The 20,247-nt window shown below is 64.7% G+C and carries 15 protein-coding genes; 8 read left to right on the forward strand and 7 right to left on the reverse strand.

Features of this window, described 5'->3' with window-relative positions:
- Positions 1–3 precede the first annotated feature (3 nt).
- From J3474_RS03330 to J3474_RS03345, 4 genes are all read right to left on the reverse strand, one after another.
- Positions 4–1,404: a PepSY domain-containing protein gene (locus tag J3474_RS03330; protein ID WP_207093086.1), complete on the reverse strand. Its 1,401-nt coding sequence runs from the start codon at positions 1,402–1,404 to the stop codon at positions 4–6.
- Positions 1,401–3,698, reverse strand: a complete 2,298-nt coding sequence (locus J3474_RS03335; protein WP_242528175.1) for a TonB-dependent receptor — start codon at positions 3,696–3,698, stop codon at positions 1,401–1,403. The genes J3474_RS03330 and J3474_RS03335 overlap by 4 nt, the downstream gene beginning before the upstream one ends.
- A 114-nt stretch (positions 3,699–3,812) precedes the next feature.
- On the reverse strand, positions 3,813–4,214 hold the full coding sequence (locus J3474_RS03340) for a hypothetical protein (protein ID WP_207093087.1): 402 nt from the start codon (positions 4,212–4,214) through the stop codon (positions 3,813–3,815).
- A 59-nt stretch (positions 4,215–4,273) separates the two neighbouring features.
- Positions 4,274–4,726 carry a MerC domain-containing protein gene (locus J3474_RS03345; protein ID WP_207093088.1) on the reverse strand — a complete coding sequence of 151 codons (453 nt, stop codon included), beginning with the start codon at positions 4,724–4,726 and terminating at the stop codon, positions 4,274–4,276.
- An 82-nt stretch (positions 4,727–4,808) separates the two neighbouring features.
- Between J3474_RS03345 and J3474_RS03350 the strand changes: the two genes are divergently transcribed.
- A complete protein-coding gene (locus J3474_RS03350; protein ID WP_242528176.1) occupies positions 4,809–6,842 on the forward strand; it encodes a TonB-dependent receptor domain-containing protein in 2,034 nt (677 codons plus the stop codon).
- Positions 6,843–7,313: 471 nt separating this feature from the next.
- A complete protein-coding gene (locus J3474_RS03355; protein WP_207093089.1) occupies positions 7,314–7,538 on the forward strand; it encodes a DUF4102 domain-containing protein in 225 nt (74 codons plus the stop codon).
- On the opposite strand, the gene J3474_RS03360 is transcribed toward J3474_RS03355, so the two are convergent.
- The gene (locus J3474_RS03360) at positions 7,511–7,738 is read right to left on the reverse strand and encodes a hypothetical protein (protein ID WP_207093090.1); all 228 of its coding nucleotides are present in this window, start codon (positions 7,736–7,738) and stop codon (positions 7,511–7,513) included. The two genes, J3474_RS03355 and J3474_RS03360, sit on opposite strands and share 28 nt — an antisense overlap.
- Positions 7,739–7,754: 16 nt before the next feature.
- Here J3474_RS03360 and J3474_RS03365 point away from each other — a divergent pair, with 16 nt between their 5' ends.
- Complete coding sequence (locus tag J3474_RS03365; RefSeq protein ID WP_207093091.1) at positions 7,755–7,946, forward strand: hypothetical protein; 192 nt, start codon at positions 7,755–7,757, stop codon at positions 7,944–7,946.
- 139 nt (positions 7,947–8,085) lie between these two features.
- On the opposite strand, the gene guaA is transcribed toward J3474_RS03365, so the two are convergent.
- Positions 8,086–9,645, reverse strand: a complete 1,560-nt coding sequence (gene guaA / locus J3474_RS03370) for a glutamine-hydrolyzing GMP synthase (protein WP_013834364.1) — start codon at positions 9,643–9,645, stop codon at positions 8,086–8,088.
- A gap of 651 nt (positions 9,646–10,296) precedes the next feature.
- Here guaA and gyrB point away from each other — a divergent pair.
- The 3 genes from gyrB to J3474_RS03385 all read left to right on the forward strand — a co-directional run bounded on the left by gyrB (position 10,297) and on the right by J3474_RS03385 (position 15,292).
- Positions 10,297–12,804, forward strand: coding sequence for a DNA topoisomerase (ATP-hydrolyzing) subunit B (gene gyrB / locus J3474_RS03375; protein ID WP_207093092.1), 2,508 nt, complete (start codon positions 10,297–10,299; stop codon positions 12,802–12,804).
- Between the two features lie 124 nt (positions 12,805–12,928).
- Positions 12,929–14,812, forward strand: a complete 1,884-nt coding sequence (locus J3474_RS03380; protein WP_207093093.1) for a M1 family metallopeptidase — start codon at positions 12,929–12,931, stop codon at positions 14,810–14,812.
- A 78-nt stretch (positions 14,813–14,890) separates the two neighbouring features.
- Positions 14,891–15,292 (forward strand): metallopeptidase family protein, encoded by a 402-nt coding sequence (locus J3474_RS03385; RefSeq protein ID WP_007012934.1) that lies wholly within the window; start codon positions 14,891–14,893, stop codon positions 15,290–15,292.
- A 31-nt stretch (positions 15,293–15,323) separates the two neighbouring features.
- On the opposite strand, the gene J3474_RS03390 is transcribed toward J3474_RS03385, so the two are convergent.
- The gene (locus J3474_RS03390; RefSeq protein WP_207093094.1) at positions 15,324–18,080 is read right to left on the reverse strand and encodes a [protein-PII] uridylyltransferase; all 2,757 of its coding nucleotides are present in this window, start codon (positions 18,078–18,080) and stop codon (positions 15,324–15,326) included.
- Between the two features lie 197 nt (positions 18,081–18,277).
- Between J3474_RS03390 and lgt the strand changes: the two genes are divergently transcribed.
- Both lgt and J3474_RS03400 read left to right on the forward strand, forming a co-directional pair.
- A complete protein-coding gene (gene lgt, locus J3474_RS03395) occupies positions 18,278–19,177 on the forward strand; it encodes a prolipoprotein diacylglyceryl transferase (protein ID WP_207093095.1) in 900 nt (299 codons plus the stop codon).
- Positions 19,177–20,241 (forward strand): class I SAM-dependent methyltransferase, encoded by a 1,065-nt coding sequence (locus tag J3474_RS03400; RefSeq protein ID WP_207093096.1) that lies wholly within the window; start codon positions 19,177–19,179, stop codon positions 20,239–20,241. The genes lgt and J3474_RS03400 overlap by 1 nt, the downstream gene beginning before the upstream one ends.
- The last annotated feature ends 6 nt before the right edge of the window (positions 20,242–20,247 follow it).

Raw genomic sequence — 20,247 nt, forward strand, 5'->3', positions numbered from 1 at the left:
CTCTCAGCGTCCCGCCTGAGCACTCACCCCGGCTCGCCAGCCCATCCATCGCGCCAGCGAGGGCGCCATGCGCTTGAGAGCCCATTCGACAACGACCGCCAGCGCCAATGAGGCGCCGAACAGCGGCATCGCCAGCGCCAGCATAACGACAAGGCCGACCAGCGCCCAGCTGTGCCGGACCGGCGCCAGCCATGAAGGCGCACCCAGCATATCGGCAGGCCGACGGCGCCACCAAAGCACCACGCTGGAAACAGACAGGGTCACCAGCCCCAGCAGCACCGCCAGGTTCAGCAACTGGTTGGCCAGCCCCCAGAAGGCTCCTTCGTGGATCGCCACGCCGTAGCCGACGGTCCGGTCGATCCAGTGCCGGTCGGAAAAGCGCTCTATGCCGATCAGGGCGCCATTGCCTGCGATCTGGGCACTGTCGCGCCGTGGCCGGTCCGCTGCCTGGCTGCGCACCGTCCAGGCCGCACCGGGCGCGGTGGGCGGACTGACCTCGACAGGCGCAGCGAAGCCCAGCGTTACCGCTCGCCCGACGACGGCGTCCAGCACAGCCGGAGCCGCTGTGACGGCCCCGCCCATCGCCATGCCATGATGCCCCGCATGTTCGGACATCGTCGCGCGCATGGCAGCATCGGCGCCTGCGCGCTCACGCGCGTCGGCCACCGATCCCGCCGACCAGTCCTGGCTGCCTGCCGCCGTTCCGGTCACCGACCGGACCTGGCGCAAGTAATCTCCCCAGGCATTGGCCCAGGGCAGGCCCGAGGCGATCAGGAACACAGCGCCCAGCGAGATCCACAAGCCGGTCACGGCATGGAGGTCACGCCAGAACACGCTGCTGCCCTTGCGCAGCCGAGGCAAAAGCACCCCGGCGAGCCTCCCCCCGGTCTGCCGCGGCCACCACAGGAACAGTCCGGTCAGGAGCATGATCACGGTCCAGCAGGCCGCCGTCTCGACCAGCGCAGAGCCGCGGTTCCCTGCCAGCAGTTCGCCGTGAAGGCGGAAGACGATACGCATCAGCCGGTCCTGCTCCGCCACCTTGTAGAGCACCTCTCCGGTCTGCGGATGGACCCAGACCCGCGTTTCCCGAGCGCCCTTGCCGACAAGCACCTGCACCGCATCGCCTGCGGCCTCGGGCAACACGTACTTGTGCAAGACCGAACCCGGCACCGCCGCAACCGCCTTTGCGGCTAACGCCCCAGCGGTAAGCTGGGGCGCGTCGCCGTGCACGACATCGCGGTAGGGCGCATAGAGCGCGGCCTCGATCTGCGGCTTGAACAGGTAGATGCCGCCGGTCACCGAAAGCCAGACGACGAAGGGTACGCAGAACAGACCGGCATAGAAATGCCAGCGCCACACGGCGCGATACCAGCGCTCGCTGCGCCTTTGCTGTGGCCCGCTCATAGCGTCCAACCCGCCTCGATCAGGAAGCTGCGCTGCGGATAGGGGTGGTAAACCCAGGCGCGGTCATTGGTGATGTTGTCCACGCCCGCACTGACCCGGAGCCGTTCGATCACGTTCCAGTTAATTCTGGCATCCAGCGCGAAAAGCTCGGACGTATAGCCATAGGTATCGCCGCGCTGCTCCCCCAGCAGATCGGTGTTGGGCCTGCTGGCATAGCGCATGCCGACCGACACCATCACCGGCCCTGTCACCCGGTACCGCAGGTTCGCATTGATCCGCCAGCGCGGGATGCGCGGAAACTGCACGCCCTCCGCCGCCGGGGCGGCATCGTTGCGCACCGTAATCGAATCGATAAACGCCGCGTTGGCATCGATGTCGAGCCCCGGCACGATCACGTTGCGCGCTTCCGCGATCGCCTCGAAGCCGTATTGGCGCGTCACGTCGATGTTCTTGTAGCTGGAGGTGGTGACGCCGTTCTGGTTGAAGCCGGTGAAGGAGAAGATGGTGTCCTCCACCCGCTGCCAGAACGCCGAACCGGTCAATTTCACCGAACCGAAATCGTGCGCCAGAACCAGATTCGCATCGCTCGACCGCTCCGGCTTCAGGCCGGGATCGAAGCTGTCCTCGTTGAAGCTGCCATCGCCATTGAGGCTGCCCTGGAACAGCTCCCCGACAGTGGGAAAACGCGTGGCCCTGGCCAGGCTCAACTGCAGCGTCGTGAGGGAATCGATTGCCCATTCAAACGCGGCCTTGGGCTGGAAGCCGTCGGCGTGGCGGCTATCGTAGCGCCCCGTCACCTGCTGGCCCGCCAATGCGTCGCTGCCCAGCCGGGTCAATCCGCCATCGAAGGCGCGCCAGTCCTCGTAGCGGGCGCCCAGCGTCAGCGTCACCGCCTCGAGCGGAACGCGCAGTTCGGCCCAGCCCCCCAGCACGCGCGTCTTGCCGAAGGTCCGGCTCGAGAAATCCTTGCCCTCGTCACGGCGCCAACTGTCCAGCGCATAGTTGGTGGCATCGGTCCGGTAGAGATTGGCGCTGCTTCCGGCAGCCAGCTCGAACCCGGCAAGGCGGGCATTGAAGGAAAGATCGCCAGTCCACCAATAAGTCGGCCCCTGACGGGCGAGCGTGCCCGGGCCATTGGCCTCTCCAGCCGCATAGCTGCCGGAGGTAAAGCCGTCCGAACGCAGGATCTGATAGCTGGAGACATTCGCCTGCACCGTCACCCGGTCCGAAAGCGGCGCTGCAAGCTTGAGACCCGCCAGCAGTTCATCGCGTATGGAGCGCGACCACTTGGCTCCGCTGGCATCGTAGGTTTTCCCGCCAAGCGAAACGAGACCTTCGCAGACCACATTGCCTGCAGCATCGCGCAAGTAGCAGTCGGGCGCAGTCTGGCTATCGAGGTTGTGCCAGTAGGCCAGCAGGAATTCGCCGGTCACGCCCGAAGCGCCATCGTAACCGAGGCGCAGCTTCGCCTGGTCCTGGGTGATCGCCGCCGGGCTCTGCGCGGCAAAGATGGGCTTGGCAGGCGAACCCGGCGCATAAGCCTGCCCCTGCCGTGGATCGATGACGGCGCCGGCCACAGCGGTGGCAGGCATGGTGCTGTCCGATTCCGCAAGGCCGTAGAACATCTGCGGATGGCCGTCGTTGCGGAAATGGCGGCCGGACACGCGCAGCGACCATGGTCCGTCCTCCTGCCGAAAGCCGAAACCGGCCTCTGCGGAATAGCCCCGATATGTGTCGCGGGTGCCGAACTGGTCGTAGTGCTGGGCCAGTCCCTGCACCGTGGCGAAGGCTTCCGTCTTCTGCGGGGATCGGGTCGTGATATTGACGAGGCCGCCCATCGAATTGCCCGCATAGCGCGCCGAGTAAGGGCCATAGACGATGTCGAACTGCGCAACCTCGCCCGGACCGACAATCCCCCACTTGGGCGCAAAGCCGAAGGAATTGCCAAGGAAGTTGGAGACCGTGAAGCCATCGACCATCACCAGCGTTCGTGCGCTCTGGGTCGAATGGGTGCCACGGAAGCCCGGCACGCCGTTGGAATCCCCGGCAAAGCGTTTGCGCACGAAGAAATCGGGCGCGTATTTCATCAGGTCCTCGACGTTCTGGGCATTGATGCCGGCGAACTGCTCCTCACCAAGGCTGACCGATAGGCCGCGCGGTTCGATGGAGATTGCGGATTCGTGCTGGCCGACGACGAGAATGGTATTCGCGTCTGCCGCCGCTTCATCGGCGTGGGCGGCAAGGGGAAGCAGGGCAAGCGGCGCCGCGCCGAGCGCGAGCATGGTCTTTGTCATGAAAGGTATCACCTGGACGGCACGCGTGCAGGCGCACTTCGGGCGCCCATGCGTGCAGATGTCATGTCGGTACCGCAGCCGTTCGCAGGGAACCGGCGCGGCGCGAATCATGGATCAGGCGAAGGAAGGTGGCCCCTGGCTGGGCGGACGGATCTGCGCATCGATCGGGCGCAGGTCGAGCGGACGGCGCAGGATCGCGGCGACGAAGACGAAGAACAGCGCGGCCAGCGCCAGCATCGGCGGCGCCGATCCCAGTGCCGCGGCCCCCAGCGGGGCGAAAGCGCAAGGGTGGTCGACTGACTTCGGCGCGTCGTCCTGCGGGCCCTTGCCCGGAATGTGGATCTGCACGGTCGTTCCGGCAGGCGCGCTACCCGAACACAGCGCGACCACTAGGTCGCTTCCGACAGGTGCGGGCATGTAGCCCACCGGCACGAAAACCTTCAGGCAAAGCGCCGCCGCCAGAAGCAGCGCCGCGATCCCCGGCCGCTGCCGGAAGAAGTGCCTGAAATTGCCCACGAGCGTGCCCCTAGCGGCAGCCCCGCCAGGTGTCACGAGTGAAAACCGCCTGCCTCGGTTTACCTGTCATGTGTGAGCGCTGAGCGCGCTTCTTGCCTCTGCCGCCAGGAGATGCCGCAAGCGCGCAACCGCCAGTTCATCGTATGCCCCGCGATCAGCAGCAGGCTACCGGTCACAGTCAGGCTTGCTTCGCCGACATGCCCCATGCCCGGCATCAGCGCGAGGGCAAGGCTCACCACTCCCGCAAGCCCAAGCAGAACCGGCCGTCGAGCGCCATGACGGCGATAGCCCAGCCCGAAGGCCGCCAGCGCCGCCGGAGCGACCATCCCCATGGCGACGAAGTGAAACGCCGGCGACTGCACGAAGAGCCCAAGCGCGCCGGGGAGCAACAGCAGCAGGAGTGGCAGCGCCAGGCAATGCACCAGGCAAAGGAGCGAGGCAGAGACCGCAGCGCCTTCGACGATATCGGTCCTGCGCTTACCGGCCGCACGAGTTCGAAATTGTACAGACATGATATGTAACGAGATTCCCACTTGAGTGACGTTATATCATTACTTAATAGGCGCGCACTCTCATCAGAAAAAGGGGCCCAACTTGAAAATTCGTGCCTTGCTGCTTTGTGCAGCTTCCCTGCCCGCGATCTCGGCGCCGTCCGCCCATGCTGACGAGGCAAACGGCGGCTCGCGAATTGTCGTCACGGCCACGGCGTTCGAACAAAAGGCCGACGAAACCGCAACCCCGGTGATCGTCCTGAGAGGCGACGACCTCGTCCATCGCCGCCAGGCCACGCTCGGCGACACGCTGGCCGGGCAGCCGGGCATCAATTTCGACAATTTCGGCGGCGGCGCCAGCCGTCCGGTTATCCGCGGCCAGACCGCACCGCGCGTCCAGTCGCTTTCGGACGGTGCGAACATTCAGGACGCATCGGCCGTCTCGCCCGACCATGCTGTCACCGCCGAACCGCTTCTGCTGGAAGGCATCGAAGTCCTGCGAGGCCCCTCCGCCCTGCTCTATGGCGGGGGCGCGATCGGCGGCGCGATCAACCTGATCGACGGCAAGGTCCCCACAGCACTCCCCGAGGGCGGTTTCTCCGGCGTCGCCGAAGGGCGCCTCGGCACGGCCGATGACGAACGCTCACTGGTTGGCGGGCTAACCGCCGGGATCGGCCCCTTCGCAATCCATGTCGAGGGCGTGCGTCGCACCTCGGACGACTACCGCATTCCCAAGAAGTTCGGCGACCGCCACGTCGACGGTTCGTACAACGACACATCGACATTCAGTGTCGGCGGCTCATGGGTCGGGCCGGATGGCTATCTCGGCGTGGCCTATACCCGCCAGCGCAGCGAATATGGCCTGCCCGGCCACAGCCACGAATACGAATCGTGCCATCCGCACGGCACCAGCCTGCACTGCGGCAGCCACGATGATCACGATCACGATCACGACCATGATCACGAACATGACCACGACGAAGTCCCGTACGTGAAGTTGAGGAGCGAGCGCTTCGACATCCGCAGCGAATACCGCAACCCGCTGCCGGGCTTAGAGAAAGTGCGCCTGCGCATGGCATTCACCGACTACGAGCATGACGAGCTCGAGCACGACGAAATCTCCACGACCTTCCGCAACAAGGCGCACGACATCCGATTCGAACTGACGCACAAGCCGCTGGCCGGCCTACGCGGCATCTTTGGTGTCCAGCATTCAAGCAGCAGGTTCAGCGCCGTCGGCGAGGAAGCCTTCCTGCCGCAGAGCGATACTGAAAACACCGCATTGTTCCTTATGGAAACACTGGCAGCCGGACAGGTGCGCTTCGAAGTGGCCGCGCGGCAGGAATGGCAGAGCATCGAGACCACTCTCAATCGTCGTGTCACCCACCAGCCCTTCTCCATCTCCGGCGCGGCGATCTGGAACGTCGGCAGCGACTATTCGCTCTCACTCTCGCTTGCCCGCTCGCAGCGAGCGCCCAACGCGCAGGAACTCTTCGCGCGCGGCGTTCACCTGGCAACCAATACTTATGAGATGGGCAGCGCCGCGCTGGGCACGGAAACGGCGAAGTCGATCGACGTGACCCTGCGCAAGACCGCCGGGGCAACGACCTTCACGATCGGCGCCTACCATCAGGACTTCAGTGACTACATTTTCGCAGAGACGCTGGATCGCTTCGAGGACTTCCGCCTGATTCGCTACACGGCCGCCGACGCCCGCTTCACCGGGATCGACGGCGAAGTGCGCCAGCAGATCACACCGGAATTCGCGCTGTCGATCTTCGGGGACTATGTGCGCGCAAAGCTGAAGGACGGCCTGGGCAACTTGCCGCGCATTCCTGCCGGTCGGCTGGGGGGCCGGACCGATGGTCGCTGGGGCCCGCTCTCTGCGGATCTCGAATACTATCGCGTGTTCGAACAAGGCAAAGTGGCCTCGTTCGAGACGCGCACGCCCGGCTACGACATGGTCAATGCGACTTTGGCCTACAAGCTTGCACTCGGCCCGCAGGCCAATGCCGAACTGTTCGTGCGCGGTAACAACCTGACCAATGCCCTGGCGTTCAACCACGCCTCGTTCATCAAACAGGCAGCGCCGCTGCGCGGCCGCAACTTCACCTTCGGCGTGCGCAGCACGTTCTGACCTGAAGGCGCCCGCGCGGGCGCCGGGCGCGGCAGGTCTCTTCAGTCCCACGACCTTTCGCGCCCACCATATTGGCCTGCGCAGCCCGCAAGAGCGAAAGGGAATCGGTCAGTCGCCATCTTGGTGCATGACCGATTCCTCATCTATATCTCCGGCCATGCCACAACGACGCCACGCGGCCTGTCCTGCACGAAGCGCTGCGCGACCGACCGCAAGCCTGCCCAATGGACCGTTATCTATACGATTTTCAAGGAGAGGAACTGGAGCGGGCGAAGGGATTCGAGCCCTCGCCCCAACGTTGGAAAATCTAGGCTTGGCCTCCCATGGGGTTCGCTCAGATACGCCGGAGCATGACAAGCATCTGTTTTCTCGTGGTTCCGATTGTGCCACACTTGGCTTGAATTCGATCCAAACGACCTGTCAGTAGTCCCGTGTTCGTCCCAGCGTCGATACTGGTCCACACGACACGGAATGAAGCAAGCGGGTCAACGTTCGACAGTGAAATTGACGCGCAATCTTTGCGAGCGGGCGGAGAAACGCGAAGATCAATATGAGCTCTGGCATGCCGAAATTGCCAGCTTCGGCCTGCGCATTATGCCCTGTGGCGTCAAATCGTTCATCGTGCGCTACCGCGCCGATGCTGGTAGGCGGACCGCCAAGCGCCGCACCTACACCTTGGGCGCCTCGGGGCACTGACGATCGAGAAGGCCCGAAAGAGCGCCAAAACTGTTCTCGGCGCGGCCGCCAACGGCCAGGGTCCTGGTGAGAAACGGATCGCCAAACGCGGCGAGATGCTGATCTCTCAATTGCTCGATCTGTACGGAAAGCGCGGCTGCGTGATCCGGCGCGGTAAAAGGATCGGGCACCGGCGATGCCGGGGTGAGGCAGATAATCAATCTTGCAATGGACTCAATGCGCCTGCAACAACTTGGCTACCGCATTGGGCGCAACTTCGACTCCTTCGAAGCCCTGTACCAGGTACGCACGATGTTTTCGCAGGGTTATCAGACGTCCCTCCTGATTGCCCACCCCATCGATATGGCCGGAATGTGGGCCAAGACCGAGCGCGTAAACTGGCACGCGCCCCCTCCCATCTCAAACTAACGGACCTTTACGCAGGCAGACTTCGGCCGTCGAAAGGTTCCGCTCAGAGGGCCCGATCCCAACGAATAAGGGCCCGCATTGCTGTGGGCCCCTGTTCAATACCGTGTTCGCAGGGACCTCTCCGGTCCCTGCCGCCGGTTCATTCCCACTCGATCGTGCCGGGCGGCTTGGAAGTGTAGTCGTAAACCACGCGGTTGATGCCCTTCACCTCGTTGATGATGCGCGTGGCGACACGGCTGAGGAAGGCGGCATCGAAGGGATAGATGTCGGCGGTCATCCCGTCGGTCGACGTGACCGCGCGCAGGGCGCAAACGCTGTCGTAGGTGCGGCCGTCGCCCATGACGCCAACGGTCTTGACCGGCAGCAGCACCGCGAAAGCCTGCCAGATCGCATCGTAGAGGCCGGCATTGCGGATCTCCTCGAGGTAGATCGCATCGGCCTTGCGCAGGATATCGGCCTTGTCGCGGCTGACTTCGCCGGGAATGCGGATGGCGAGGCCCGGTCCGGGGAACGGGTGGCGGCCCACGAAGATGTCGGGCAGGCCCAGTTCGCGGCCCAGCTCGCGCACTTCGTCCTTGAACAGTTCGCGCAGCGGTTCGACCAGTTTCATGTCCATGCGCTCGGGCAGGCCGCCGACGTTGTGGTGGCTCTTGATCGTGACCGAGGGACCGCCGGTGAACGAAACCGATTCGATCACGTCGGGATAGAGGGTGCCCTGGGCCAGGAACTCGGCGCCGCCGATCTTCTTCGCCTCGTCCTCGAAGACGTCGATGAAGGTCTTGCCGATGAACTTGCGCTTCTTTTCGGGGTCGGTGACGCCCTCCAGCCCCTTGAGGAACAGGGTCGAGGCGTCGACGTGGACGAGCGGGATATTGTAGTGGCCGCGGAACAGCGACACGACCTGCTCGGCCTCGCCCATGCGCATCAGGCCATGATCGACGAAAACGCAAGTGAGCTGGTCGCCGATCGCCTCATGGATGAGGACGGCGGCCACGGCGGAATCGACGCCGCCCGAAAGGCCGCAGATCACGCGCTTGTCGCCGACCTGCTCGCGGATTTCCTCGATCTTGGTCTTGCGGAATTCGGCCATCGTCCAGTCGCCGGCCATGCCGCAGACGTGGCGCACGAAATTCTTGAGCAGCTTGCCACCATCGGGCGTATGCACCACTTCGGGGTGGAACTGCATCGCGTAGATGCGCTTCTCGTCGTTGGCGATCACCGCGAAAGGTGCACCGGAGCTGGACGCGACGGGGCGGAAGCCCGGGGCAAGGCTGGTCACCTTGTCGCCGTGGCTCATCCAGACCTGGTGCTTTTCGCCCACGTTCCAGAGACCGTCGAACAGGGCGCACTCATCCCCGATCTCGATGAAGGCGCGGCCGAACTCGCCCGAGTCGCCGGCAAGCACCTCGCCGCCCATCTGGTGCATGAGCGACTGCTGGCCATAGCATATGCCGAGCATCGGACGGCCGCTCTCCAGAATGCAATCGGGAATGCGCGGACCGTTGTCATCGAGCACCGAGGCCGGCGAACCCGACAGGATGATGCCCACCGGATCGAGGCGCTTGAAAGCTTCTTCGGCCATCGAGAACGGCGCGATTTCGGAATAGACCCCCGCTTCGCGCACACGGCGCGCGATCAGCTGGGTAACCTGGCTGCCGAAATCGACGATGAGTACGGAATCTGACGAGGGGATGTTCATGGCTGGCCCCTAATGCGAGCCGCAGCGAGTGTCCAGATGGCAGTCGCGCGCGAAAAGCTCCGCATTCGCCCAAATCCGCAACTTGAGTTGCAAAACTTGCAATCTCTATTCCGGAAATAGAGATTGAGATTCAAGGGGCGAGAGACTAAATGCTGCACATGCGAAGGGAACGGGGCGAACCCGTCTCTTATCGAATGCAGGAGTAGAAACAGATGACCATCGTAGAACGGACTGTCGGCCTCGCCGCAGCATTTGGAATCAGTGCCCTGGCGTTCGCTGTGACCCTCGTCTGAGGCCAAAGTGATCCCAACCGGAAGGGCGGTCCCGAGGGGCCGCCCTTTTGCATTGCACCTGCACAATATGGTGCCCGGACGGCCTGTGGCCGGACCCGATGACACTCCCTGACGGGACCCATTTTCAGGCAATTGCAGAGCGCGCAAGAACGCGCATGCAGGATTCGCCAACCCGGCCACCGCATGCCCCTGCCTGGCCGAACACCCACGCCGATACTGGCCAAACCGATTCGCTGCAGAGCGCAGCCGGCCGCCCGGTCGCAACAGTGCGGCGCATGGCCGCCAACTCTTGTGGAAAAGCGCCCCTCCCATGCCGCTTTTGCTTGGGTTTGCCGGGGCCAATGCCTATAGACTCGCCATGGCTAGCGAACCCGAAAACGGCAAGAACACCAACTCCTACGGCGCAGACTCGATCAAGGTCCTCAAGGGCCTCGACGCGGTGCGCAAGCGCCCTGGCATGTACATCGGCGACACCGACGACGGCTCGGGTCTCCACCACATGGTTTTCGAGGTTTCCGACAACGCGATCGACGAGGCCCTGGCCGGCCACTGCGACCTCGTCCTCATCGAACTGAACCCCGATGGCTCGGTCTCGGTCGAGGACAACGGCCGCGGCATTCCCACCGACATTCATGCCGAGGAAGGCGTTTCGGCGGCCGAGGTCATCATGACCCAGCTCCACGCCGGCGGCAAGTTCGAGAACACCTCGGACGACAATGCCTACAAGGTTTCCGGCGGTCTGCACGGCGTCGGCGTCTCGGTGGTCAATGCCCTGTCCGAATGGCTGGAGCTTACCGTCTGGCGCGACGGCAAGGAGCACTGGATGAAGTTCGCCCATGGCGACGCCGTGTCCCCGCTGGAAGTGCGCGGGCCCGCCCCCGAAGGCAAGAAGGGCACGCGCGTGACCTTCCTCGCTTCCACCGACACGTTCAAGAACGTGACCGAATTCGACTTCGAGAAGCTGGAGCACCGCTACCGCGAACTCGCGTTCCTCAATTCGGGCGTACGCATCAAGCTGCGCGACCGCCGCCATGAGGAAATCGTCGAGCACGACCTGTTCTACGAAGGCGGCATCGGTGCATTCGTGCAGTTCCTCGACCGCAACAAGCAGGCGTTGATGCCCGATCCGATCGCCATTTCGGCGGACAAGGACGGCATCGGCATGGAAGTCGCGCTCGAATGGAACGATTCCTATTACGAGAACGTATTGTGCTTCACCAACAACATCCCGCAGCGTGACGGCGGCACCCATCTCGCCGCTTTCCGCGCCGCGCTGACCCGCACGCTCAACGGCTATGCCGAACGCTCGGGGCTCCTCAAGAAGGAAAAGGTCTCGCTTTCGGGCGACGACATGCGCGAAGGCCTGACCGCGATCGTTTCGGTGAAGCTGCCCGATCCCAAGTTCTCCTCGCAGACGAAGGACAAGCTGGTCAGCTCCGAAGTGCGTCAGCCGCTCGAGGCGCTGATGAGCGAGAAGATGAGCGAGTGGCTGGAGGAAAACCCCGCCACTGCCAAGACCATCGTCCAGAAGGTGATCGACGCCGCCGCCGCCCGCGAAGCGGCGCGCCGTGCCCGCGAACTGACCCGCCGCAAGGGCGCGATGGACATCGCCAGCCTGCCCGGCAAGCTGGCCGACTGCCAGGAACGCGATCCGTCCAAATGCGAACTGTTCCTGGTCGAGGGTGATTCCGCAGGCGGTTCGGCCAAGCAGGGCCGCGACCGCAAGACCCAGGCGATCCTCCCGCTCAAGGGCAAGATCCTCAACGTCGAGCGCGCGCGCTTCGACCGCATCATTTCCTCCAAGGAAGTGGGCACGCTGATCCAGGCGATGGGCACCGGCATCCGCGACGACTTCAACCTCGAAAAGCTGCGCTACCACAAGATCGTCATCATGACCGACGCCGACGTCGACGGCGCGCATATCCGCACCCTGCTGCTGACGTTCTTCCATCGCCAGATGCCCGAGATCATCCGCGCCGGGCACCTCTTCATCGCCCAGCCGCCGCTCTACAAGGTCGCCAAGGGCCGCAGCGAAGTCTACCTCAAGGACAATGCCGCGCTCGACCGCTACCTCGTCGAAGGTGGACTCAACGGCCGCGTGCTGGAAACGGCGGGCGGGGCACGCAGCGGGCCGGACCTCGAATCGCTGGTCGAACATGCCATCCGCATGCGCAACCTGATGGCCTTCGTGCCGCGCCGCTATGACACCAACATCATCGAGGCCCTGGCCCTTGCCGGCGTGCTCGCGCCCGAGCTGACGAGCGACGCACGCGAGGCAGCCATGACGCGCGCGGCGGCCTGGCTCGATCGCGGCGACACCGAAGCTCGCTGGACCGTGAGCATGAGCCCCGAGGGCAATCTCGAGGTGGAGCGCCTGTGGCGCGGCGTCACCGATCACCACAAGATCGAGGCTGCCTTCCTCACCAGCGCCGAGGCCCGCAAGCTGGCCCGTCTCGCCGCCGAGAACGTCGACGTCTATGCCAATGCCGCCCGCCTCGTGCGCGCTACGGCCGTGGCCGAGACGGCCGAGCCCGAGGAGGCGAACGACGACGATGGCGAAACGAGCGCAGCGCGTCCGGTGGTCGGCGAAGATGCCATCACCCGGCCGAGCGAACTGCTCGAGAAGGTGCTCAGCACAGGCCGCAAGGGTCTCTCGATCCAGCGCTACAAGGGTCTTGGCGAAATGAATGCCGAGCAGCTGTGGGAGACCACGCTCGATCCGGAGAACCGCGCCTTGCTGCAAGTCAAGGTCGAGGACGCGGACGTGACCGACGAGATCTTCACCCGCCTGATGGGCGACATCGTCGAACCGCGCCGCGAATTCATCCAGGAAAACGCGCTCAACGTCGCCAACCTCGACGTCTGAGGCCCATGTGAGGGTGCGCAATGCGCGCCCTTCGACACATCGGAATCGATTGGGAACAGTCCGCCGCAAGGCGGTCTGCCTTTCCGGTGTTGCGCCGGGACGCATGCGACCATAAGTTGCGCCGATGCGTATTCTTCTTGCCGCGGTCCTCCTGGCCAGCACTGCACCGTTCAGCCCCGTCCTTGCGTCCGAGACGGCTAGCCCCGCTCCCATCCTGACGACGCCCGAGGCCAGGGACGTCTGGACCCATGCACAGCCGGAAGTGGCGCGCGTCACCCATGTCGCGCTCGACCTCGACGTCGACTTCGCCACCAGGACACTGGGCGGCACGGCGGTGCTTGACGTCCTGGCCGCGCCGGGCGCGACGCAAATCGTGCTGGATGTCGACGACCTCGATATCGCGTCCGTAACCGATGCCTCGGGCAAGGCGTTGAATTGGAAGGTAGGCGCCGACGATCCGGACCTCGGCTCCGCCATGACCGTCGATCTCGCCGGAGCCAGACAGATCCGCATTGCCTACCGCACCAGGCAGGGTGCCAGCGCGCTGCAATGGCTTCCGCCGGAAATGACCGCGGGCAAGAAAAAGCCCTACCTGTTCAGCCAGGGTCAGCCGATCAACAACCGCAGCTGGATCCCGACGCAGGACAGCCCGGGCATCCGCCAGACCTGGGAAGCCTCGCTGACCGTCCCGGGCGATCTGGTCGCGGTGATGAGCGCGGAGAAGCTTTCGGGCGACAAGGGCGAGCGACTGCCTGACGGGCGCCGCCGCTTCCGCTTCCGCATGGACAAGCCGGTTCCGCCCTACCTCATCGCCTTCGCGGTGGGCGACATCCGGTTCAAGTCGCTCGGCCCGCGTTCGGGCGTCTGGGCCGAAGCGCCGATGCTCGACAAGGCGGCGAAGGAATTCGGCGACGTCGAGAAGATGATCGACGCGGCCTCCGCGCTTTACGGTCCCTATCGCTGGGGTCGATACGACATGCTGGTGCTGCCGCCTGCCTTCCCCTTCGGCGGGATGGAAAACCCGATGCTCACGTTCCTGACGCCGACCATCATCACCGGCGACCGGTCGAACACCGACGTCGTGGCACATGAGCTGGCGCATTCGTGGTCCGGCAATCTCGTCACCAATGCGACATGGTCGGACTCGTGGCTCAACGAGGGCTTCACGACCTATTTCGAGAACCGTATCATGGAATCGCTCTACGGGAAGGAGCGCGCCGCGATGTACGCCGATCTCGATTGGGACGGCTTGCTGCGCGACATCAAGGCGGCCGGGGGCGAGACCGCGGCGACCACCCGCCTGCACGGCGATCCGGGCGCGACGGCGGGCCAGCTCGACTACTTCAAGGGCTCGAATTTCCTGCGCATGATCGAATATACCGTGGGCCGTGAGCGTTGGGACGCCTACCTCACCTCCTATTTCGATCGTCACGCATTCCAGCCGCAGACGACCGCCGGGTTCCTGGCCGACTTGCGCGAACATCTGCTCAAGGACGATTGCGCACTCGAACTCAAGCTGCAGCTCGACCGCTGGGCCTATGCGGCGGGGCTGCCCGACAATGCGGTTCACGTCAAAAGCGCGACGCTGGCGAAGATCGACGAAAAGCTGGCGGCCTACACGGCTGGCGGACCGGCAAGCGCAGTGCAGCCGCAGGGCTGGAGCACGCAGGAATGGCTGCGTTTCCTCAACGGCATTCCACGCGAACAGTCCCCCGCGCGCCTTAAGGAGCTGGACGAGACGCTTGGCCTGTCCGCCTCCACCAACGCCTATGTGCAGTCCGCATGGCTCGAACTCGCCATTGCCAACCGCTATGAGCCGGCGCTGCCGACACTGCGCCGCTACGTCGCGTCGATCGGGCGCGGGCTGCTGATCGCGCCGCTCTATCGCGGGTTGATGAAGCAAGGCGAATGGGGCGCGAAGATCGCGCGTGACGACTTTGCTGAAGCGAAGCCGACCTATCACCCTGCCACCGCCGATGCGATCGCGCGGATCATACAGGGTAATTGAACGCAGCTTCGTGACGAGGCGCAGTATATGGGCTAATACAGCCATCATGACTGCACTCCCATTCGGCGGGGCGGGGCGATGAACGGGTCGATCGGCGCTGCGCCTTCGGCCGCGGACTTCGATGCCCTGGCCCGCTCTGCCTTCGCGCGCATTCCCGAACCGTTTTCCCGGCACCTGGACGGTATCACCGTCCAGGTCGAGGAATTCGCCGACGAGGAAACCCTCGAGGCGCTCGGCATGGACGACGCCTGGGAACTCACGGGCCTGTACCAGGGGCGCCCGATGGACGAGGAAACGGTGTGGAGTGCAGGCGAACTGCCCTCGCGCATCACCCTCTACCGACAGCCGCTACTGGCCGAATGGTGCGAAACCGGAGTCAGCCTCGAGGCGCTGGTGACCCACGTGGTGATCCACGAGGTCGGCCACCACTTCGGCCTGTCCGACGCGCAGATGCACGCGCTCGAGGGACAGGCGCACTAGTGGCTCGACGCCGCGCGGGCTGCAAGGCCCGCTAGGCGGCGACTTCCTCTACCGTTCGCTCGCTGGCTGCGTCGAGCAGGCGGCGTTCCAGCGCCTTGAGCCGGCTGGTCGCGGTCAGCTTCTCGCCCAGCAGATCGGTCACGTAGAACGTGTCGGCCGCGCGCTCGCCATATGTGGCGACATGGGCCGAATAGACCATCAGCTTCGATTCGAAGAGGGCGTGGGCCAGCCGGTTGAGCAGGGCCGGACGATCCCTCGCATTGACCTCGACGACGGTGAAGCGGTTCGAGGCCTTGTTGTCGAAGATCACCCGCGGGCGCACCTCGAAGGCATCGGCGCGCGGCCGGGCATCGGGCTTGGCGACCAGTTGCGGCAGGATCTTGATCCGGTTGGCCAGCGCATTCTCGATCGAGGTGCGCAGCCTTTCGAGCTGGCTCTCCTCCATGAACGGCCGGCCCAGCGGGTCCTGTACGAGAAAATTGTCGACCGCGCGCCCGGTGCGCGTGGTGTGGATTCGTGCGTCGATGATGTTGCCGCCGGCGAGGTGAATGCCGCCCGCGATGCGATAGAACAGCCCCGGATGGTCCGAGGCGATGACGGTGACGAGCGTCGCGCCATGCGCCTGGTAGTATTCGGTATGGATCGAGAGCGCATGCCCCAGCGCCTCGGCCGCCTCGAGCTGGGCTAGGTTCTTGGCGATGACGTCCTCGCTCTCGGCGATCCAGTAGGAATCGACGAACTTGGCGCCGACTTTCTCGATAAGCGCGGCATTGGCCGGTTCCAGCGCCTCGACCGCGGCCTTCTTTGCGGCAATGCGCTTCTCGCGGCCGAATTCGGCGTGGCCGAGACGCAGGCGCTCCTCGGTGGCGGCATAGAGTTCGCCGATAAGCTGGCGTTTCCAGCTGTTCCAGGTTCCGGGGCCGACGGCGCGGATATCGACGATGGTCAGCATCGTCAGCTGGCGCAGGCGGTCGAGCGACTGCACGACCTGCACGAAATCGGTGATCGTCTTGGCGTCCGAGAGGTCGCGCTTGAAGGCAGTGGCGGAAAGCAGCAGGTGCTGGCGCACCAGCCAGCTCACCAGCTCGGTCTCGTCCTCGTCGAGTCCGAAGCGCGGGCACAGCTTGAGCGCGATCTCTGCGCCCAGCACCGAATGGTCCCCGCCCCGACCCTTGGCGATGTCATGCAGCAAGACCGAGGCATAGAGCGCGCGGCGTGAACGGACCTTGTGGACGATGTCGTGCGCCAGCGGGTGATCGTTCTTCAGCTCGCCCTTCTCGATCCGCGAGAGCAGGCCGATCGCCCGGATCGTGTGCTCGTCCACCGTGTAGTGGTGGTACATGTCGAACTGCATCTGCGCATTGACGCGTCCGAACTCGGTCACGAAGCGGCCGAACACACCCGCCTCGTTGAAGGCGCGCAAGGAGATTTCGGGATTGTTGCGACTGGTGAGCAGTTCCATGAACAGCTCGTTGGCTCGCTTGTCGCGGCGCACGTCTCCCTTGATCAATACGGCATCGCGGGAGATCAGGCGCATCGTCTCGGGATGGATTTCCAGGCCTTCCTTGTCGGCCAGCACGAAGATCTCGAGCATGCGCACCGGATCGCTTTCGAACCAGTCGTCGCTCGGCGCCTTGATGCGCCCGCCGAAGACCTTGTAGCCCTTGAGCGTGCGGGGCTTGGCGCGAAACCCGGCCAGCAGGCCGCGCGGCTGCTTGCGCGCGAACTGCTCGTCGAGCTGGGCGAGGAACACCCCGGTCAGGTTACCGACGACTTTCGCCTGCAGGAAGAAGAAGTGCATGAAGCGCTCGACCGCGCTCTTGCCGGGCCGGTCGGCATAGTTCATGCGCGCCGCAACCTCGCGCTGCATGTCGAAGGTCAGGCGATCCTCGGCCCGCTTGGTGATCGTGTGCAGATGGCAGCGCACCGCCCAGAAGAAGTTCTCGGCGCGGCGGAACGCCTTGTATTCCTTGGACGTAAGCAAGCCGACCTGCACCAGTTCGGACGGGTCGCGCACCTTGTGGATGTACTTGCCGATCCAGTAAAGCGTGTGCAGGTCGCGCAGCGAGCCCTTGCCTTCCTTGACGTTGGGCTCGACCACGTAACGGCTATCGCCCATGCGCTTGTGCCGTTCTTCGCGCTCGGCCAGCTTCTCGACCACGAACTGGCGTTCGGTGCCGGAAACCACATCGCTCCAGAAGCGCTGGCGCGCTTCCTCGTAGAGTTCCTGGTCGCCCCAGACGTAGCGCCCTTCCAGCATGGCTGTGCGGATCGTCAGGTCCGAGCGGCTCATCTTCACCATCTCGTCGAGCGAGCGACTCGAGTGCCCGATCTTGAGGCCCAGGTCCCAGAGGAAATAGAGCATCGCCTCGATCACCTGTTCGCACCACGGCGTCTGCTTGATCGGGGTAAGGAAGGCGATGTCGACGTCCGAATGCGGCGCCATTTCGCCGCGGCCATAGCCACCCACGGCCATGATCGTCAGGCGCTCCCCGCGCGATCGGTTGCTGACCGGATAGACATTTTCGACCACGTGATCGTGAATCACCCGCATGAGCTGGTCGACCAGGAAGGCCTGCGCCTCGGCCACGTCGTGCCCGGCGGAAGGCTTGCTGGTCAGACGTTCGGCAATTTCTGCGCGCCCCGCATCCAGCGCGCCGCGCAGCACATCGACAATGGCGCGGCGCGCCTTGGTGTGGCCGGACTCGTCAACCAGCTTGTCGATGGACAGGACCAGGGCGCGGCGGTCGATGACGGAACGCGGGGAGGGAATGCGGATGACGCTCATATCCCATGACTTCTAGACGGCGCGGGCCTCAAGGGAAACCCGCTCTCGGTGAAGATCGCGAACGCGCCGCCCGAACGCCATTTTCGCGATGAACCGGCAAAACCCGGCTATCTTCGCCCCTCCCACTATGCCAGAAGGCCGCCAAGCAGCCGCCGGTCCCGGCGGACACGGTAACGCAAAAACACGAGGTCGAACGCTTGTCCCTGCTGACCCTTGCCGCTGCTGCCGCACAGGCACACGAACCGATTCACTGGGTCGACCTGGGCCTGAAGAACTATCTCTTCCGGATCGGCAGCTTCGAGCTGCGCTGGTACTCGCTCGCCTATCTGGCCGGCATCGTGCTGGGCTACTGGCACCTCTCACGCATGATCAGGTCACCGGGCGCGCCCCTGGCACAACGCCATGCCGACGACCTGTTCTTCTACTGCACGCTCGGCATCATCCTGGGCGGCAGGCTCGGCTATGCCACGTTCTACACCGGCGGCAACACCGGCATTCCCAGCCTCTGGACCCACCCGACAGAGCTGCTTTCGCTGTGGCACGGCGGAATGAGCTTTCATGGCGGCCTTATCGGCGTGCTGCTGGCAATGCTCTGGGTTTCTTGGCGCGGCGGACTGAACTTCGTGCGCGTGGCGGACTACCTTTCGGTCTGTGTGCCCTTCGGCATGATGTTCGGACGCCTCGCCAATTTCGTGAACGGCGAACTCTGGGGCCGCGTGGTCACCAATCCGAACCTGCCCTGGGCGATGGTCTTTCCCGATGCGCCGGACCAGCTCCCGCGCCACCCCAGCCAGCTTTACGAAGCCGGACTGGAGGGCCTGCTGATGATCGTCATCATGCTCACCCTATACTGGAAGACGCGCGCACGCTTCCGTCCCGGCCTGCTGGTGGGCGTATTTACCGTCGGCATCGGCTGCGCCCGTTTCTTCGTCGAGTTCTTCCGCGAACCTGATGCCCAGCTTGAGGACTTCGCCCGTGAAACCGGGCTTTCGATGGGTCAGTGGCTGACGATCCCGCTGATCCTGCTGGGCCTGTTCATGATCGCCCGCGCCATCGCCAAGCCGGCGCTTGCCAGCGGCAGGCCCGCCACCGCCTGATGACCGGCATCGAGGACAGCCGCGACCCGCTGGATGCGATCTTCCGGCGGCTGATCGCCAATTACGGCCCGATCACGCTCATGCACTACATGGGCGAATCGAATGCGCGTTACTACTCGGGCAAGGATCCGCTGGGCAGCGCGGGCGACTTCATCACTGCGCCCGAAATCAGCCAGATGTTCGGCGAGCTCATCGGCCTGTGGCTGGCCGACATGTGGATACGCGCCGGACGCTGCGACAAGGTCCACTACGTCGAACTCGGACCCGGCCGCGGCACGCTGGCGCGCGATGCGCTCAGGGCCATGAAGAAGTACGGCCTCGAACCCAAGGTCCACTTCGTCGAGAGTTCGGCAGCGCTCAAGGACATCCAGCTTGCCGCAGTGCCGCAGGCGCAGTGGCATCACGACATGTCCACCCTGCCTGCGCGCGGCCCGCTGCTGATCGTGGGCAACGAATTCCTCGATGCACTGCCGATCCGCCAGCTGGTCAAGACCGCGCAGGGCTGGCGCGAGCGCATGGTCGGCCTCGACGCCGACGAACGTTTCATCCCGGTCGCGGGGGACAAGCCGATGGACGCCGCGATTCCAGAGGCGCGGCGCGAGGCCGAGGACGGCACCCTGATCGAGACCTGCCCGGGCGCGGCCTCGGTCACTTACGAGATTTCGGGCAGGCTGCTGGCGCAAGGCGGCGCGGCCCTGCTGATCGACTACGGATACGACGAGCCGCGCACCGGCTCGACCTTGCAGGCACTCCGTGAACACAAGATGGTCGATCCCTTCGCGATGCCGGGCGAGGCCGACCTCACGGCGCATGTGGACTTTGCAGCCATGGCCAATGCCGTGCAGGCGCGCGGCGTGCGGCACCTAGGTACTGTCACGCAGGGCCACTGGCTGCGCGCGCTGGGGATCGAGGCGCGGGCGCAGAGCCTGGCCAGGGTCGCCCCGCAGCATGCAGAGGCGATACAGTCGGCGATGCACCGCCTGGTTGCCGAGGACCAGATGGGCTCGCTGTTCAAGGTCATGGGCATCGGTGCGCCGGAATGGCCGCTCGGCGCAGGGTTCTGACCGCGC

This window comes from Novosphingobium sp. PY1, from assembly GCF_017312445.1.
Classification (GTDB): Bacteria; Pseudomonadota; Alphaproteobacteria; order Sphingomonadales; family Sphingomonadaceae; genus Novosphingobium.

Coding starts and splice junctions, on each gene's coding strand:
- J3474_RS03330 (WP_207093086.1), bottom strand. CDS start 1,404: ATGAGCGGGCCACAGCAAAGGCGCAGCGAGCGCTGGTATCGCGCCGTG.
- J3474_RS03390 (WP_207093094.1), bottom strand. CDS start 18,080: ATGAGCGTCATCCGCATTCCCTCCCCGCGTTCCGTCATCGACCGCCGC.
- gyrB (WP_207093092.1), top strand. CDS start 10,297: ATGGCTAGCGAACCCGAAAACGGCAAGAACACCAACTCCTACGGCGCA.
- J3474_RS03365 (WP_207093091.1), top strand. CDS start 7,755: ATGCGCCTGCAACAACTTGGCTACCGCATTGGGCGCAACTTCGACTCC.
- guaA (WP_013834364.1), bottom strand. CDS start 9,645: ATGAACATCCCCTCGTCAGATTCCGTACTCATCGTCGATTTCGGCAGC.
- J3474_RS03355 (WP_207093089.1), top strand. CDS start 7,314: ATGAAGCAAGCGGGTCAACGTTCGACAGTGAAATTGACGCGCAATCTT.
- J3474_RS03380 (WP_207093093.1), top strand. CDS start 12,929: ATGCGTATTCTTCTTGCCGCGGTCCTCCTGGCCAGCACTGCACCGTTC.
- J3474_RS03385 (WP_007012934.1), top strand. CDS start 14,891: ATGAACGGGTCGATCGGCGCTGCGCCTTCGGCCGCGGACTTCGATGCC.
- J3474_RS03345 (WP_207093088.1), bottom strand. CDS start 4,726: ATGTCTGTACAATTTCGAACTCGTGCGGCCGGTAAGCGCAGGACCGAT.
- J3474_RS03400 (WP_207093096.1), top strand. CDS start 19,177: ATGACCGGCATCGAGGACAGCCGCGACCCGCTGGATGCGATCTTCCGG.
- J3474_RS03335 (WP_242528175.1), bottom strand. CDS start 3,698: ATGACAAAGACCATGCTCGCGCTCGGCGCGGCGCCGCTTGCCCTGCTT.